General features: G+C 60.8%; 13 protein-coding genes. 5 read left to right on the forward strand and 8 right to left on the reverse strand.

The genetic code is table 11. The annotated features are described in order from the left end of the window. Positions 1–786: 786 nt before the first annotated feature. The 6 genes from KZH41_RS28730 to KZH41_RS28755 all read right to left on the reverse strand — a co-directional run bounded on the left by KZH41_RS28730 (position 787) and on the right by KZH41_RS28755 (position 8,572). Complete coding sequence (locus tag KZH41_RS28730) at positions 787–1,557, reverse strand: electron transfer flavoprotein subunit beta (RefSeq protein ID WP_094949525.1); 771 nt, start codon at positions 1,555–1,557, stop codon at positions 787–789. Positions 1,558–1,567: 10 nt separating this feature from the next. Continuing rightward, positions 1,568–2,788 (reverse strand): electron transfer flavoprotein subunit alpha/FixB family protein, encoded by a 1,221-nt coding sequence (locus KZH41_RS28735; RefSeq protein ID WP_263274107.1) that lies wholly within the window; start codon positions 2,786–2,788, stop codon positions 1,568–1,570. Next, positions 2,788–4,728: a dimethylglycine demethylation protein DgcB gene (dgcB, locus tag KZH41_RS28740; RefSeq protein WP_263274108.1), complete on the reverse strand. Its 1,941-nt coding sequence runs from the start codon at positions 4,726–4,728 to the stop codon at positions 2,788–2,790. The genes KZH41_RS28735 and dgcB overlap by 1 nt, the downstream gene beginning before the upstream one ends. A 189-nt stretch (positions 4,729–4,917) precedes the next feature. Next, a complete protein-coding gene (dgcA, locus tag KZH41_RS28745) occupies positions 4,918–6,978 on the reverse strand; it encodes a dimethylglycine demethylation protein DgcA (protein ID WP_263274109.1) in 2,061 nt (686 codons plus the stop codon). A 15-nt stretch (positions 6,979–6,993) separates the two neighbouring features. Beyond that, positions 6,994–7,524: a DUF5943 domain-containing protein gene (locus KZH41_RS28750; protein WP_007947752.1), complete on the reverse strand. Its 531-nt coding sequence runs from the start codon at positions 7,522–7,524 to the stop codon at positions 6,994–6,996. A gap of 70 nt (positions 7,525–7,594) precedes the next feature. Next, a complete protein-coding gene (locus KZH41_RS28755) occupies positions 7,595–8,572 on the reverse strand; it encodes a dipeptidase (RefSeq protein ID WP_016972866.1) in 978 nt (325 codons plus the stop codon). 219 nt (positions 8,573–8,791) lie between these two features. On the opposite strand from KZH41_RS28755, the gene KZH41_RS28760 reads away from it, so the two are divergent. The 3 genes from KZH41_RS28760 to KZH41_RS28770 are packed head-to-tail and all read left to right on the forward strand — an operon-like array spanning position 8,792 to position 10,175. Further along, positions 8,792–9,193: a lysozyme inhibitor LprI family protein gene (locus tag KZH41_RS28760; RefSeq protein WP_263274110.1), complete on the forward strand. Its 402-nt coding sequence runs from the start codon at positions 8,792–8,794 to the stop codon at positions 9,191–9,193. Between the two features lie 41 nt (positions 9,194–9,234). Beyond that, entirely contained in the window at positions 9,235–9,717 is a 483-nt protein-coding gene (locus tag KZH41_RS28765) for a DUF3592 domain-containing protein (RefSeq protein WP_263274111.1), read from the forward strand. Between the two features lie 41 nt (positions 9,718–9,758). Next, positions 9,759–10,175, forward strand: a complete 417-nt coding sequence (locus KZH41_RS28770) for a DUF3010 family protein (protein ID WP_263274112.1) — start codon at positions 9,759–9,761, stop codon at positions 10,173–10,175. 121 nt (positions 10,176–10,296) lie between these two features. On the opposite strand, the gene KZH41_RS28775 is transcribed toward KZH41_RS28770, so the two are convergent. Beyond that, on the reverse strand, positions 10,297–11,475 hold the full coding sequence (locus KZH41_RS28775) for an AAA family ATPase (protein WP_242153142.1): 1,179 nt from the start codon (positions 11,473–11,475) through the stop codon (positions 10,297–10,299). 68 nt (positions 11,476–11,543) lie between these two features. Next, on the reverse strand, positions 11,544–12,488 hold the full coding sequence (locus KZH41_RS28780; protein ID WP_094949533.1) for a GlxA family transcriptional regulator: 945 nt from the start codon (positions 12,486–12,488) through the stop codon (positions 11,544–11,546). 194 nt (positions 12,489–12,682) lie between these two features. On the opposite strand from KZH41_RS28780, the gene KZH41_RS28785 reads away from it, so the two are divergent. Together KZH41_RS28785 and KZH41_RS28790 are read left to right on the forward strand one after the other, a co-directional pair. Further along, positions 12,683–13,627 (forward strand): choline ABC transporter substrate-binding protein, encoded by a 945-nt coding sequence (locus KZH41_RS28785; protein WP_263274113.1) that lies wholly within the window; start codon positions 12,683–12,685, stop codon positions 13,625–13,627. A 76-nt stretch (positions 13,628–13,703) separates the two neighbouring features. Then, on the forward strand, positions 13,704–14,591 hold the full coding sequence (locus KZH41_RS28790) for a 3-keto-5-aminohexanoate cleavage protein (RefSeq protein ID WP_263274114.1): 888 nt from the start codon (positions 13,704–13,706) through the stop codon (positions 14,589–14,591). Positions 14,592–14,675 lie beyond the last annotated feature (84 nt).

A 14,675-nucleotide genomic window follows, 5' to 3' on the forward strand; every position in this document is an offset into this window, starting at 1 on the left:
CAGTTGCACTGGGGTGATGCCATCGCAGGCAAGCCAGCTCCCACATTGGCTATCACCATTGTTCAAATTTCGATCAAACCTTTTACAGGCCCCTAATAACCTGCCCTCCAGCCTTCGCCCAACAACTTATCCACAAAGCCACCCACAGTAATTGTGGGCAAGTACACCTTCCTCCCGAAATTAAATGAAGAAAATCCGTGACTTATTCAAAGCTTGCGGTTTTTTGCACGCCTGATCATTTATTAACCAAGTCTCTGAAAGCCTCTATTCACGTGGCCTGTAGCAGTACGCAAACACCTTATCCACAGAAGCACCAACAGACTTTGGGGGCAACTTTGCCAACGCTGTGGAAAACCGCGTCAAAGCGTCACAAATCGGGCCATTCAGGGTTTTTCTTCGGCAAATAAGACCAATTGATCATATTTTGATCAACCCAGCGAAAGCCTCTATTTTTATGGGCTGCAGATGATAGCGAACATCTTATCCACAGAAGCGCCAACAGACTTTGGGGGCAAGTCTGAACTGGGCGATGGCTTGGGATGTGGAAAAACCCAAGCAAAAACCGTCAGTTAGCCTGGTTGTTTTTCGTACAGAGGGCTGCAGGGCTTGATTTACCGGGGCTGTGGACAACCGCGAACAGGTTATCCACAGACGGGTCAACAGGGATTGTGGGTAAGCCTACACGCGCGCCGCAAAAACAGTCTGGCTGCTGGCCTTTCTGTGGGAGCCGGGCTTGCCCGCGATGCAGGCAAGCCAGCTTCCACACTGGCCTCCTCCCACCTTGGGTTAGCGCACGACGCCTTCTTCGATGAGCAGCTTGAGGATTGCTTCGGCGCCCGCCTCGGGGCTGAGGCCCTTGAGCACTTGCCCACCGCCGCCGCTGGCCTTGGCCGTGGCGGCCTTCATGCGGTCGGCGCCGCTCTTGGCCTTGATCACCTTGAGGCGCTTAGGCCGTGGCTTGGCGGGTTGCAGCAGCGCACCTGTGAATAACTCGTCTTGCTCAATCTCGACCTCATGGGCGGCCAGCTCGCCTCGTTGCGCAGGGCCGTAGGCGCTTTGCCGTGGCTTGGGCGCAGCGTTATCCACCGTGGCCAGAAACGGCAAGCGCACCTTCAAGCGCCGCCGCTGCCCGCGCGGCAAGGCTTGCAGCACATGGGCCACACCGCCATCGATGGACTCCACCTGCGCCAGCCCGACAATCAGCGGCCAGCCCAGTTGTTCGGCCAGCAGGAACGGCAACATGCCCGAGCCCTCGCCGGTTTCCGCCTGGCTGCCGGTGAGCACCACCTGGGCGCCGGCGTCACGCAGGTATTCACTGAGCACCGGCAAGGCATCAGAACCTGCCGGCTGCTCCAGCACGTGCAACTGCGGCAAGCCCATGCCCAGGTAGCTGCGTAACGTAGGCTCGTGAATGTTGCCCGCATGCAGCACCTGCAACTTATCCCCAGCCATCTGCAAACCCAGCTCGACAGCGCGAGCATCTTGCTCGGCGCGGCGTGGGCGGCCTGAAGTAGGGTGGGCGCCGATGGACACCAAGCTGATTACATGTGTCGTCATGGTCATGTCCTTAAGCCGCATCGCGCTTGGCGCCGTTGCGGTGGGCCTCGACCGCAGCGATCAAGGCTTGCAGTATCGCGGCGCTGTCGCCGATCACCGACAGGTCGGCACGTTTGATCATGTCGCAGCCCGGGTCGAGGTTGATTGCCACCACTTTGTCGCAGGCACCGATGCCTTGCAGGTGCTGGATCGCCCCGGAAATCCCCACGGCCACGTAAACCCGCGCCGTGACCCAGGTGCCGCTGGCGCCAACCTGGCGATCACGCGCCATAAAGCCATCATCCACCGCCACCCGCGAGGCGCCTTCGGTGGCGCCCAGGGCCGCGGCGGTCTGATGGAACAGGGCCCAGTCCTTCACGCCGTTGCCGCAGGAGAAAATAAACTCCGCCTCGGCCATGGGAATCGCGCCGGGGTCCACCGCCACGGCACCGAGGTCTTCGATACGCGGCAAGCTGCGCGCCAAGGCTGTGGATAACTCCACGGGCAATACTTCATGGCGTGTTTCGCTGACCGGTTCGGCGCATTCCACTGCCGCCAGGATCAGGCGCGGCAATGGCCGGGCCAAATCTTCCTGGCCCGCACCGGCGCGGCCGATACACGCCTCGCCCTTGATCTGCCAGACTCGCGTGGCCGGGCGCTCCTTGAGGCTCGCGGCAAAACGCCGACCCAACTCGCCACCACCGCTGCGGCTATCCGGCAGCAGCCAATGGCGCGGGTTGAACTGGTTATCCACAGCCCGCAGGCCTTGCACGCGTTGCTCCGGTGAATAACCGTCGAATTCATGGCCTTCCAACACCAGCAGGCGATCAACGCCCGCCGTGGCGAACGCACTTTCTTTGTAGTCGCCGAACACCACGGCCAACACCGCGCCGTCGCTGCCGGCGAGTTGCCGCGCCAAACCGAGCAAGTCGCGGTCGTGGCTGCTCAGGCGGCCGCCGACCATGTCCGGCACCACGTTGATGTAGAACGCCGGCGCAGGCACCTGATGCAGCGGCAACTGCACTTGCACCGCCGCTGTGCGTTTGGCCGCGCCGCCCTGCTGGGCGCCGCTGCGGTCAATGCGTTTGATGCCGTTGGGGCCGATAAAACCGACGCCATGCACGTTTTTGCGAATGACGCCGTTTGGCCCCATCCAGCTGTGTTGCACCGGCTGCATCGCCGCATGCAGCGGGTGCAGGCGGTTACGGGCGATCCATTCGGCCCGTGGGTCGCGGCGGATAATGTCGCTCATCAATGCACCTGCGCAGGTTCACGTTTCAGGGTCTTGGCCGGGGCGGCGTCTTCCAGCAACGCGTCGGCCACCAACTCGGCGATGTCCTTGATCAATGGGCGCGGTTCAACCACACCCTCAAGCATCGCTGTGCACTGTGGACAACCCACAGCCACCAGCTCGGCGCCGGTTTCGCGGATGTCTTCCATGCGCATATCGGGAATACGTTGCTTGCCGGGAATGTCAGTGATCGGCGCACCGCCACCGCCACCGCAGCAGCGAGAACGGAAGCCCGAGCGTTGCATCTCCTTGACCTCGATGCCCAGCGCGCGCAGCACTTGGCGCGGGGCCTCGTATTCGCCGTTGTAACGGCCCAGGTAGCAAGGGTCGTGATACGTCACGCTGTTGCCCTTGTGCTGGCCCAGGTTCAACGCGCCGTCGCCGATCAGCTCGGCCATAAAGGTGCTGTGATGCTGCACCAGGTAATTGCCGTTGAAGGCGCCGTACTCGTTTTTCAGTACGTGGAAGCTGTGCGGGTCGCAGGTGACAATGCGCTTGAAGCTGTACTTGGCCAACGTCTGGATATTGCGCGCGGCCAGCAGTTGGAACGTGGCTTCATCGCCCAGGCGGCGCGCGACATCGCCGCTGTCGCGCTCTTCAAGGCCGAGTACGGCAAAGTCGACCTTGGCCGCCTTCAGCACTTTGACGAAGGCGCGCAGGGTGCGCTGGTTGCGCATGTCGAAGGCGCCGTCGCCGACCCAGAACAACACATCGGCGCTGCCTTTTTCACTGAACAACGGCAGGTTCAAATCCGCCGCCCAGTTCAGGCGACCGCCCGGTGCGAAGCCGCCAGGGTTGTCGGTGGCGATCAGGTTTTCCAGGACTTCGGCGCCCTTGTTCGGGGTCGCGCCTTTTTCCAGGGTGAGGTAGCGGCGCATGTCGACGATGGCGTCCACATGCTCGATCATCATCGGGCACTCTTCCACGCAGGCGCGGCAGGTGGTGCACGACCACAGGGTTTCAGCATCCACCAGGCCGTTGACGATCGGCTGGTGCGGGTTGCCGCTGTGTTCGCCAATAACCTTGCCTGGATACGGGCTGCCGGCGAACTTGGCGTCGGTGCCACCGGCCAGGCCGACCACCATGTCCTGGATCAGCTTTTTCGGGTTCAGCGGCTGGCCGGCGGCGAACGCCGGGCACGCGGCTTCGCACTTGCCGCACTGCACGCAGGCGTCGAAGCCGAGCAGTTGGTTCCAGGTGAAATCCTTGGGTTTTTCCACGCCCAGCGGCGCGGTTTTATCGCTCAAGTCCAGCGGCTTCAACCCGGTGGAACGGCCGCCACCAAAACGTTCGGCACGGCGGTGCCAGGCCAGGTGCAGGGCACCGGCGAAGGCGTGTTTCATCGGGCCGCCCCAGGTCATGCCGAAGAACATTTCCGACACGCCCCACAGCACGCCCAGGCTCAACAAGGCGGCCAGCAACCAGCCGCCGAAGTCGGCTGGCAGAACCCCGGCCACCGGCAAGGTCACCAGGAAGAAACTCACCGAGAACGCCATCAGGCTTTTCGGCAGGCGCATCCACGGGCCTTTCGACAGACGTGACGGCGGGTTACGCCGCCGCAGGTAAACGAACGTGGCGCCGACAAACATCAGCACCGAGGCCAGCAGCAAGGCATAGCCGAGGACGCGGTTATGCAGGCCGAAACCGTGCACCAGAATCGCCAACAGCGCCGACAGCACAAAGCCCAGCGCGGTAGCGACGTGGGTGTTAGCAATGTATTTGTCGCGGGCGACCACGTGGTGCAGGTCGACCATGTAGCGCTTGGGCATGGCCAGCAGGCCGCCAAGCAGGTCGACTTTGGAGGCACGGCCACGGCGCCACATGGCTGCCCGGCGCAGGGCGCCCAAGACGGCAAGGCCCAGGGCGGCAAACAAGAGAACAGGCAGCAAGGTGTTCAACATGGTGAAGCTCCCGAAGACCACACAGGTCTTGCATGGGAATCGGTTCAATGTGAGAGCTGGCTTGTGTGGGAGCTGGCTTGCCTGCGATGGCATCAACGCGGTCTTCCTATAGACCGAGTTGCCTGCATCGCGGGCAAGCCCGGCTCCCACAGAAAAGCTGGCTCCCACATTGATCGCGTTCCTGTTGGGTCAGAAATCCTTGCACAGGCGCAGGGCGTCATAGATGGCGGCGTGGGTATTACGTTGCGCCACACAGTCACCAATGCGGAACAGCAAGTACCCCTCACCCGGCTCGCTCAGGCACGGCTGTGGCTTGATCGCGAACAGGGCTTCGATGTCCATCTGGCCCTTGTTACGCGAACCGGGTTTGAGGGCGTAGTAGATCTCCTCGTCCGGGCGCACGCCGTTTTCCACCACCACCTGGTCCACCACTCGCTCCTCTTTGGCGCCGGTGTATTCGTTCTCCAGCACCGCCACCAGCTTGTCGCCTTCGCGGTAGACCTTTTCCAGCATCATGTCGCCGGTCATGATCACTTCCTTGGGGTACATGCTGCGGTAGTAGGTCGGGAACGACGTACCGCCGACGGCCACGCCCGGCTTGATGTCGTCGGTGACGATTTCGACCTGGCTGCCCTTGTCCGCCAAAAAGTCCGCCACCGACATGCCGGTGAATTCGCAGATGGTGTCGTACACCAGCACGTTCTTGCCCGGCGCGACTTTGCCGTCGAGCACGTCCCAACTGCTGACCACCAGGCCTTGCGCCGCGCCCCAGTGTTCGTTCTGCTCCAGGAATGGATGCCCGCCGACAGCCAGCACCACGACATCTGGGCGCAGGTCGAGGATCGCTTCGGCATTCGCCGCCACGCCCAGGCGCAGGTCGACGTTCAGGCGTGCCAGTTCCAGCTGGAACCAGCGCGTGATGCCGGCGATCTGGTCACGTTGTGGGGCTTTCGAGGCGGTGGTGATTTGCCCACCGATAAAGTCTTTCTTCTCGAACAACGTCACGTCATGGCCACGCTCGGCGGCGACGCGCGCAGCTTCCATCCCGGCCGGGCCGGCACCGACCACCACGACCTTGCGTTTGGGCCCGGTGGATTTCTCAATGATGTGCGGCACGCCCATGTACTCACGCGAGGTCGCGGCGTTCTGGATGCACAGCACGTCCAGCCCTTGGTACTGGCGGTCGATGCAGTAGTTGGCGCCGACGCACTGCTTGATCTGGTCGATCTGGCCCATCTTGATCTTGGCGATCAGGTGCGGGTCGGCGATGTGCGCACGGGTCATGCCGACCATGTCTACGTAGCCGCCTTCCAGAATGCGCGTGGCCTGGTTCGGGTCCTTGATGTTCTGCGCGTGCAGCACCGGCGACTTGACCACTTCCTTGATACCGGCTGCCAAGTGCAGGAACGGCTCCGGCGGGTAACTCATGTTCGGGATCACGTTGGCCAGGGTGTTGTGAGTGTCGCAACCCGAGCCCACCACGCCGATAAAGTCCAACATGCCGGTGTCGTCGTAATACTTGGCGATCTGTTTCATGTCCTCGTGGGACAAGCCGTCCGGGTGGAATTCATCGCCGCACAGGCGGATGCCCACGCAGAAATCCGGGCCGACTTCCTTGCGCACAGCCTTCAGGACTTCCAAGCCGAAGCGCATGCGGTTTTCAAAGCTGCCGCCCCATTCGTCGGTGCGCTTGTTGACCCGTGGGCTCCAGAACTGGTCGATCATGTGCTGGTGCACCGCCGACAGCTCCACGCCATCCAGGCCACCGGCTTTGGCCCGCGCGGCGGCGCTGGCGTAGTTGCCGATCACGCGCCAGATTTCTTCCGGCTCGATGGTTTTGCAGGTCGCACGGTGCACCGGCTCACGGATGCCCGACGGCGACAGCAGGGTCGGCCAATGCTCGCCGTCCCAGCGCGAGCGACGGCCCATGTGGGTAATCTGGATCATGATCTTGGCGCCATGCTTGTGCATGGCATCGGCCAGGTTCTGGAAGTGCGGGATGATCCGGTCGTCGGCCAGGTTCACCGATTTCCACCAGCCTTGCGGGCTGTCGATGGCCACACTGGAAGACCCGCCGCAGATCGCCAGGCCAATCCCGCCCTTGGCTTTCTCTTCGTAGTACTTCACATAGCGGTCGGTGGTCATGCCGCCGTCGGTGGCATACACCTCGGCGTGGGCGGTACTGAGCACGCGGTTGCGGATGGTCAGCTTGCCGATCTGGATCGGCGCGAACATTGCTTCGAAAGCCATGGCAGGGTCCTCGACTTACAACGGCTTGACGGTGAATAGGCCGTCGTCGTGGCCTTCTTCGGAGCCGCCGTAGACTTGCTCGGCCACCGTGCGGATCTTGCTGCCACGCGCCTGCAGAATCTGGTCCATGGCGCCGGCAAACCAGCCGGTGAACATGTAGTCGACCTTGCGCCCGACCTTGCCATACACGTAGACAAACGCCGAGTGCTCGAGCTTGACGCTGGCGGTGCCTTTGTCGAGGTCGATGTCCTGGATCTTGAACAGGCCCCAGCCGCGCTGCGACAGGCGCTTCATGTAGTGCTCAAACACCGCAACGCCTTCCAGGCCGTGGCATTCAGCTTCTTTTTCACACCAGTGCCAAGCGGATTTATAGCCGGCCTTGTAGAGGATTTCGGCGTAGGCCTCGGCGCCCAATACTTCTTCAATCCCCATGTGATTGTTGACGAAGAAATGGCGTGGCACATACAGCATCGGCAGGGCGTCGGAGGTCCAGACACCGGTTTCACTGTCGACTTCGATTGGCAATTGCGGGGCGATCTTGGCCATGGAAACTTAACTCCGAAAAATTCGTTTTGATGCCCCCGGCACAGATGGCCGGAGGAAAAGAGAGGTTGGCTTATTCGCCCCAGACGTCCTTGAGGACATTGACCCAGTTTTCACCCATGATCTTGCGCACCACGCGCTCGCTGTGGCCGCGCTTGAGCAGGGTCTCGGTGAGGTTGGGGAACTCGCCCACGGTGCGGATGCCCAGCGGGTTGATGATCTTGCCGAAGCTGGTCAGGCGGCGGGCGTAGCCCTTGTCATGGGTCAGCATTTCGAAGAAATCCTGGCCATGGCCCTGGGTGAAGTCGGTGCCGATGCCAATGGCGTCCTCGCCGACGATGTTCATGGTGTATTCGATGGCTTCGGCGTAGTCGTCGATGGTCGAATCGATGCCCTTGGCCAAAAACGGCGCGAACATGGTCACGCCGACAAAACCGCCGTGATCGGCGATGAACTTCAGCTCTTCATCAGACTTGTTGCGCGGGTGTTCTTTAAGGCCGGACGGCAGGCAGTGGGAATAGCACACCGGTTTTTTCGATTCGAGGATGACTTCTTCGCTGGTCTTGGAACCGACGTGGGACAGGTCGCACATGATGCCGACGCGGTTCATCTCACCGACAACCTCACGACCAAAGCCCGACAGGCCGCCGTCACGCTCGTAGCAACCGGTGCCGACCAGGTTCTGGGTGTTGTAGCACATCTGCACCACACCGACGCCGAGCTGCTTGAAGATCTCCACATAGCCGAGCTGGTCTTCAAACGCATGGGCGTTCTGAAAGCCGAAGATGATGCCGGTCTTGCCCTGTTCCTTGGCTTTGCGGATGTCGGCGGTGGTTTTCACCGGGATCACCAAATCGCTGTTTTCACGGATCAGGGTCTGGCTGGCCACGATGTTATTGATCGTGGCCTGGAAGCCTTCCCACACCGACACGGTGCAGTTGGCGGCGGTCAGCCCACCTTTGCGCATGTCCTCGAACAGGTCGCGGTTCCACTTGGCAATGATCAGCCCGTCGATAACGATGCTGTCGGCGTGCAGTTCGGCTGGGCTCATCAGGCTGTCCCCTTTTTGGCGATTCGTGCGCCGAATCGTCTGCCGGCGCTTTGGGGCCAGCATATGCCCAGGGGCTGAACGAACCGGGTGCAAAAACGACAGGGGAATTGCCGAAAGCGTCAATCCGCGACAAAGGCCTACATGACACGTCCGACTGACGACTGTTCTTTGTCTGACGCTTGAGCCAGAATTCCGTATCACCTGATATGAGACGGCGCAATGAAATCGATTTTCCTGGCTTTGGCACTCATCGCAACCGGCGTCCACGCGGCCGAAGACACCGACAGCACGCCGTGCGATGGCATCGAGAACGACAAGCAAACCCTGGAATGCGCCACCTATAACAAAACCACCGCCGAGCAATTGCTCAAGGATAACTATCAAGGCCTGCTGGAACGCATGGGTTCGACCTATGGCAGCAACAAGTCGCAACTGGCCGACATTACCGCTCGTCTGAAGGATGCCCAGCAGAAATGGGAAAAATTGCGCGATGCCGATTGTGCAGTGGACACCTTCCCGGCGGTGAACGGTAGCAAGGGCTATGCGATTCAACAGAATGACTGCCTGGCGCGGATGAGTGATGAGCGGTCGGAGTTTTTGGAGTCGATTGGGCAGGAATAAGCCAGATTCAAAGCTTCCAGGATTATTGAAAAGGAATTCACATGTATTACCCACGCGAAGCGCAGAGGGATTTCCTCTACACGCGCGCCGCCCTGCTGTTTTTGGCCATGCTGATACTGTCGCTGATGCTGAGCTTGTCAGTGAGCCGGGGTGCTCCTTTTGCACTGATAAAGGCGGCGCCCATCGAAACCACCGGGCACATCACCCAACTGGAAAGCCTCAGCGCCTGGGCCTCAAGCACCAACGTGTATTACGCCTTCGACCATGAAGGCCAACGCATCGAAGGCATGGTGAACAACAGCAGCTACATCGACGACCCTGGCTACGAAGTGGGCAGCCCGGTCCCCGTGGTGTACTCAAAATGGTTTCCAACGGTGCATAACATCAAGGCGAACCTTAAATCGAGTTCGCCTAACTTCTACATCATGAGCGTAAGCGTCGGCTTGATGATGGTGCTCGCGATGCTGATGTTCTGGACGGCACATCAGATCTATCAACATCAAGAAGAAGACCGGCATTACTGATACTCGCCACTCAGCCTCCACTTTATTTAATAGGCCATTGCATGACTATTTGCGGCATCGAAATCAAAGGCAGCGAAGCCATCATCGCCGTCGCCTCCCTGGACAACCAGGCGCTGACCCACGTCGCCCTGGCTACCAAAAAAATCGCCCTTGAAGACGATGATGAAGCCGCCAACGTCAAAGCCTTCGCCGCCCAGGTGAAGGCGTTTGTGCAGGCAAACGCCATCACCCGCATCGCGATCAAGAAGCGCAGCAAGAAAGGCGAGTTCGCCGGCGGCCCGACTACCTTCAAGATTGAAGGGGTGTTTCAGTTGTTGGATGGGGTTGAGGTGACGTTGCTGTCACCACAGACCATTAATGCGCAGAGCAAGAAACACAACTTTGATTTGCCGGCCTCGCTGAACAAGTATCAGCATGAGGCCTACAAGGCGGCGTGTTCGGCCTTGGTAAAGAAATAAGCCACACCGAAGATCAATGTGGGAGCTGGCTTGCCTGCGATGGCATCAACTGTGTGTCACTGATACACCGAAGTGCCTGCATCGCAGGCAAGCCAGCTCCCACCTTTGAACCTTGTTGCGTTTAAATCCTTGTGCGGTTCTTGTGCTGCAGCCAATCGCCGAACGTTTTGTCTTCCAGGGCATAGCCGCCCCGGCTCGACTTCCACACCAGCTCCTTGTCGCGCAACGCATCGATGCAGGCCTGAATGGTCTGGGTGCCTGGCACCACGTCGCTGCCCATGTCTTCCAGCGCTTTGCTGACTGCCGTCAGGGTGCTGTCGGTAAACGGCGCGAACGGTTGGTTGTGTTGCGAACGCTCCACCATCACTTCCAACACGGCGCGCTGGGGGATGGTGAGATTGTTCCAGGCGCTTTCGAATTCGGTCCACACGCCCGCACGCAGCAGTTCGGCACGGCTGTGCAGCAGTTGGCCCAAATTGCTTGCCTCGCCCAGCTCCAGCGCCACTTCACCGATGATGGTGCGCAGCATCTCGGGACGACGGCCTACCAGCTCGAAGGCTTCGTCGATATCCGCCGCGTTAAACTGATTGGTTTTAGCCAAATGCGCGTTGAGGTGCACGGTGTAGGCCTGGGTGAACTCTTTGCCGAGCAAGGGGAACGGCGTGATGCTAGAGCCGAAGAATGGCTGGCTTTTGCCCAACACCAAGTGAGCCAGCTTGTCGCGGTTGGAGCCGGTAAACACCAGGCGCAAGCCACTGCCTTCCTCGTCACGACCTTGATTGAGCTGATCCCGGGCGGCCTTCAACGCGAACATCGCGTTGATACCGGACTCGGTGGTTAAGGCGTGCTGCGCTTCGTCAATCACCAGCACCACGGTTTTTTCCGCCGCGCTGTGGAGCAATTCCAAGGCTTGGGTCAGCGTGGCGCCGACGGGCAATTGTGGCTTGGTAAAGTCCCAGGAGAGGGTACGCAGAAAGCTGAGTTTCTCGATTCCAATATTCTTGGCCAGTTTGCGAATGCCTTTTTCATAGGGCACCAGAGCAGCGGCAATAGCGCTGGCGATCAACTCAGCGGGATCTTTCTCTTTGTCCGCCCAGAGATCGACATACACCGCCAACCAACCCCGCAGTTGGCACTCGGGGATCAGGTCTTCGCGCAAAAAGGTGCTTTTGCCGGTGCGACGCGGCGCCGCAAGGAACAGGCCGGACGTAAAATCCTGAATACCGGCCCCCACCAATCCGTCAGCAATGCTGCTTGCCAGGGCGGGGCGGCGGAACACGAAGCCGCTGTTCTTCGACATGCTTTTATACTCAATTATTGAAAGGACTATAAATTATAGTGACGAGTATAATTGACTATAATTGCCCGTCAAACCACCTCCCGTCGCCGATCCTCCCTCGGGCATTTGGCAAACCGCGCTCGATAGCTACGGGTGAAGTAAGACGGCGACTCAAACCCGCACGCGATACTCACCTCCAGCACACTCATATCGCTCTGTCGCAATAGCTGCCGGGCTTTTTCCAGGCGCAGGCCGAGGTAGAAGTTGCTCGGCGTGTCGTTCAAGTGCAGACGAAACAGCCGCTCCAACTGGCGCCGCGTCACCTTGATCGCATCGGCCAATGCCAAGGTGCTCAGCGGCGGCTCGGTGTGTTGCTCCATTTCGCCGATCACCTGCACCAACTTCTTATTGTTGATGCCGTAGCGCGTGGCGATCTGCATGCGCTGGTGGTCTTTGCGTGGGCGGATTCGCCCGAGCACGAATTGTTCGGAGACTTGGATCGCCAAGTCGGGGCCATGAGCCTGTGCGATCAGGTCGAGCATCAGGTCGATGGAGGCGGTGCCGCCGGCGCAGGTGATGCGGCGACGGTCGATTTCGAACAGCTCCTGGGTCACGGTGAGCTGTGGATAAGATTCCTTGAAGGCATCGATGGCTTCCCAGTGCAGGGTCAGGCGGTGGCCGTCGAGCAAACCGGCTTCGGCGAGCACACAGGCGCCGGTGTCGATGGCGCCGAGGGTGACGCCGTCGTGGTCGAGGCGGCGCAGCCAGTGTTCCAGCGCGGGCGTGGTGAACTTCAAGGGTTCGAAACCGGCAACCACCATCAGCGTCGCGCCTTTTTTCAGCGGCTCCAATGCGGCGTCGGCGTTGACCGACATGCCATTGCTCGCCAGCACCGCGCCGCCGTCGGCGCTGAGTACATGCCAGCGGTACAGCTCGCCGCGAAAGCGGTTTGCCACGCGCAGCGGTTCCAGCGCGGAGATAAAGCCGATGGCCGAGAAACCCGGCATCAGCAGAAAGTAGAAATCCTGGGACATGGTGGCGCTCTCGTAGGACGGGCAGCGTGGTCACTGTGATACGCCAGTTCAACAAGCCATTCAAGAGCACAGGTCGCTGCAGTGCAAGAGCTGGTCGCCGCCGTGCGCTTTGCCGCCCTTTAAGCTGCGTACCTTGATCCCACGGTGCACAAAGACGCCGGCCCCCACAATAACGACCTGCCGAGGGATCCACCATGAACCGACTGATCAGCCGCTGTGTGCTTGCACTCAGCGCCAGCGCCATTTTGAGCACCCACGTGATGGCAGCCGATGCGGCGTCTTGCCAAAACGTGCGCATGGGCGTGGTGAACTGGACCGACGTGATCGCGACCAGCGCCATGACCCAAGTGTTGCTCGACGGCCTCGGCTACAAGACCAAACAAACCAGCGCGTCCCAGCAAATCATCTTCGCTGGCATCCGTGACCAGCGCCTGGACCTGTTCCTGGGCTACTGGAACCCGCTGATGACCCAGACCATCACGCCGTTCGTCGACGCCAAGCAAGTCAAAGTCCTCGAAAAACCCAGCCTGGAAGACGCACGCGCCACCCTTGCCGTGCCGACTTACCTGGCGGACAAGGGCCTGAAAACCTTCGCTGACATCGCCAAGTTTGAGAAAGAACTGGGCGCCAAGATCTACGGCATCGAGCCAGGCTCGGGCGCCAACACCCAGATCAAGGCGATGATCACCAAGAACCAATTCGGCCTGGGCAAATTCCAGCTGGTGGAATCCAGCGAAGCCGGCATGCTCGCCGCTGTGGACCGCGCGGTACGCCGCAAGGAAGCCGTGGTGTTCTTCGGCTGGGCGCCGCACCCAATGAACGTCAACGTGGCGATGACTTACCTCACCGGCAGCGACGACGCCCTGGGCCCGAACGAAGGCATGGCCACGGTGTGGAGCGTCACCTCGCCGACCTACGCCGAGCAATGCCCGAACGTGCACAAGCTGCTGACCAACCTGACCTTCACCGCCGCCGACGAGAGCCGAATGATGCAGCCGTTGCTGGATCACAAAGACGCGCTCGAGTCCGCCAAGCAGTGGCTCAAGGACCACCCGCAAGACCAGCAGCGCTGGCTTGAAGGCGTGACCACCTTCGACGGCAAACCGGCCGCGGCCAACCTGCAATTGACCCGCAAATAACCGATCCGAATCACCGTGTCGCAGCCGCTTTTGGCTGCGCGCGGCATCACTACGCCCGCCTGCAAGGAACCGACTCATGAACCACGACGTCATCATCACCTGCGCACTCACCGGTGCTGGCGACACGACCGGCAGAAGCCCACACGTGCCGGTCACTCCCAAACAAATCGCCGCTGCCGCCGTGGAAGCCGCCAAGGCTGGCGCGACCGTGGTGCACTGCCACGTGCGTGACCCCGAAACCGGCAAGTTCAGCCGCGACGTCGCGCTGTACCGCGAGGTGATGGAGCGCATCCGCGAGGCCGATATCGACATCATCGTCAACCTCACCGCTGGCATGGGTGGCGACCTGGAAATCGGCGGTGGCGAGAACCCGATGGAGTTCGGCCCCAACACCGACCTAGTCGGCCCGCTGACCCGCCTGGCCCACGTGGAAGCGCTGCTGCCGGAAATCTGCACCCTGGACTGCGGCACCCTGAACTTCGGCGATGGCGACACCATTTACGTGTCCACCCCAGCCCAACTGCGCGCCGGCGCCAAGCGCATTCAGGAACTGGGCGTTAAGGCCGAGCTGGAAATTTTCGACACCGGCCACCTGTGGTTCGCCAAGCAGATGATCAAGGAAGGCCTGCTCGACAACCCGTTGTTCCAACTGTGCCTTGGCATCCCATGGGGCGCACCGGCTGACACCACCACGATGAAAGCCATGGTCGACAACTTGCCCGCCGACGCAGTGTGGGCCGGCTTCGGTATCGGCCGCATGCAAATGCCGATGGCGGCGCAAGCGGTGCTGCTGGGCGGCAACGTACGGGTCGGTCTGGAGGACAACCTGTGGCTGGACAAAGGCGTGCTCGCCACCAACGGCCAGCTGGTGGAGCGAGCGAGTGAAATCCTCAGCCGCCTGGGCGCGCGGGTCATGACCCCGGCGGAAGGTCGAATCAAGATGGGCCTGACCAAGCGCGGCTAATTTTTCCAACCACCGCTGAACCCTGTGGGAGCCGGGCTTGCCCGCGATGGCGGTACACCTGCACCGGATACTCCAACTGACACA

This window comes from Pseudomonas sp. YeP6b (genome assembly GCF_025642995.1).
Taxonomy (GTDB): domain Bacteria; phylum Pseudomonadota; class Gammaproteobacteria; order Pseudomonadales; family Pseudomonadaceae; genus Aquipseudomonas.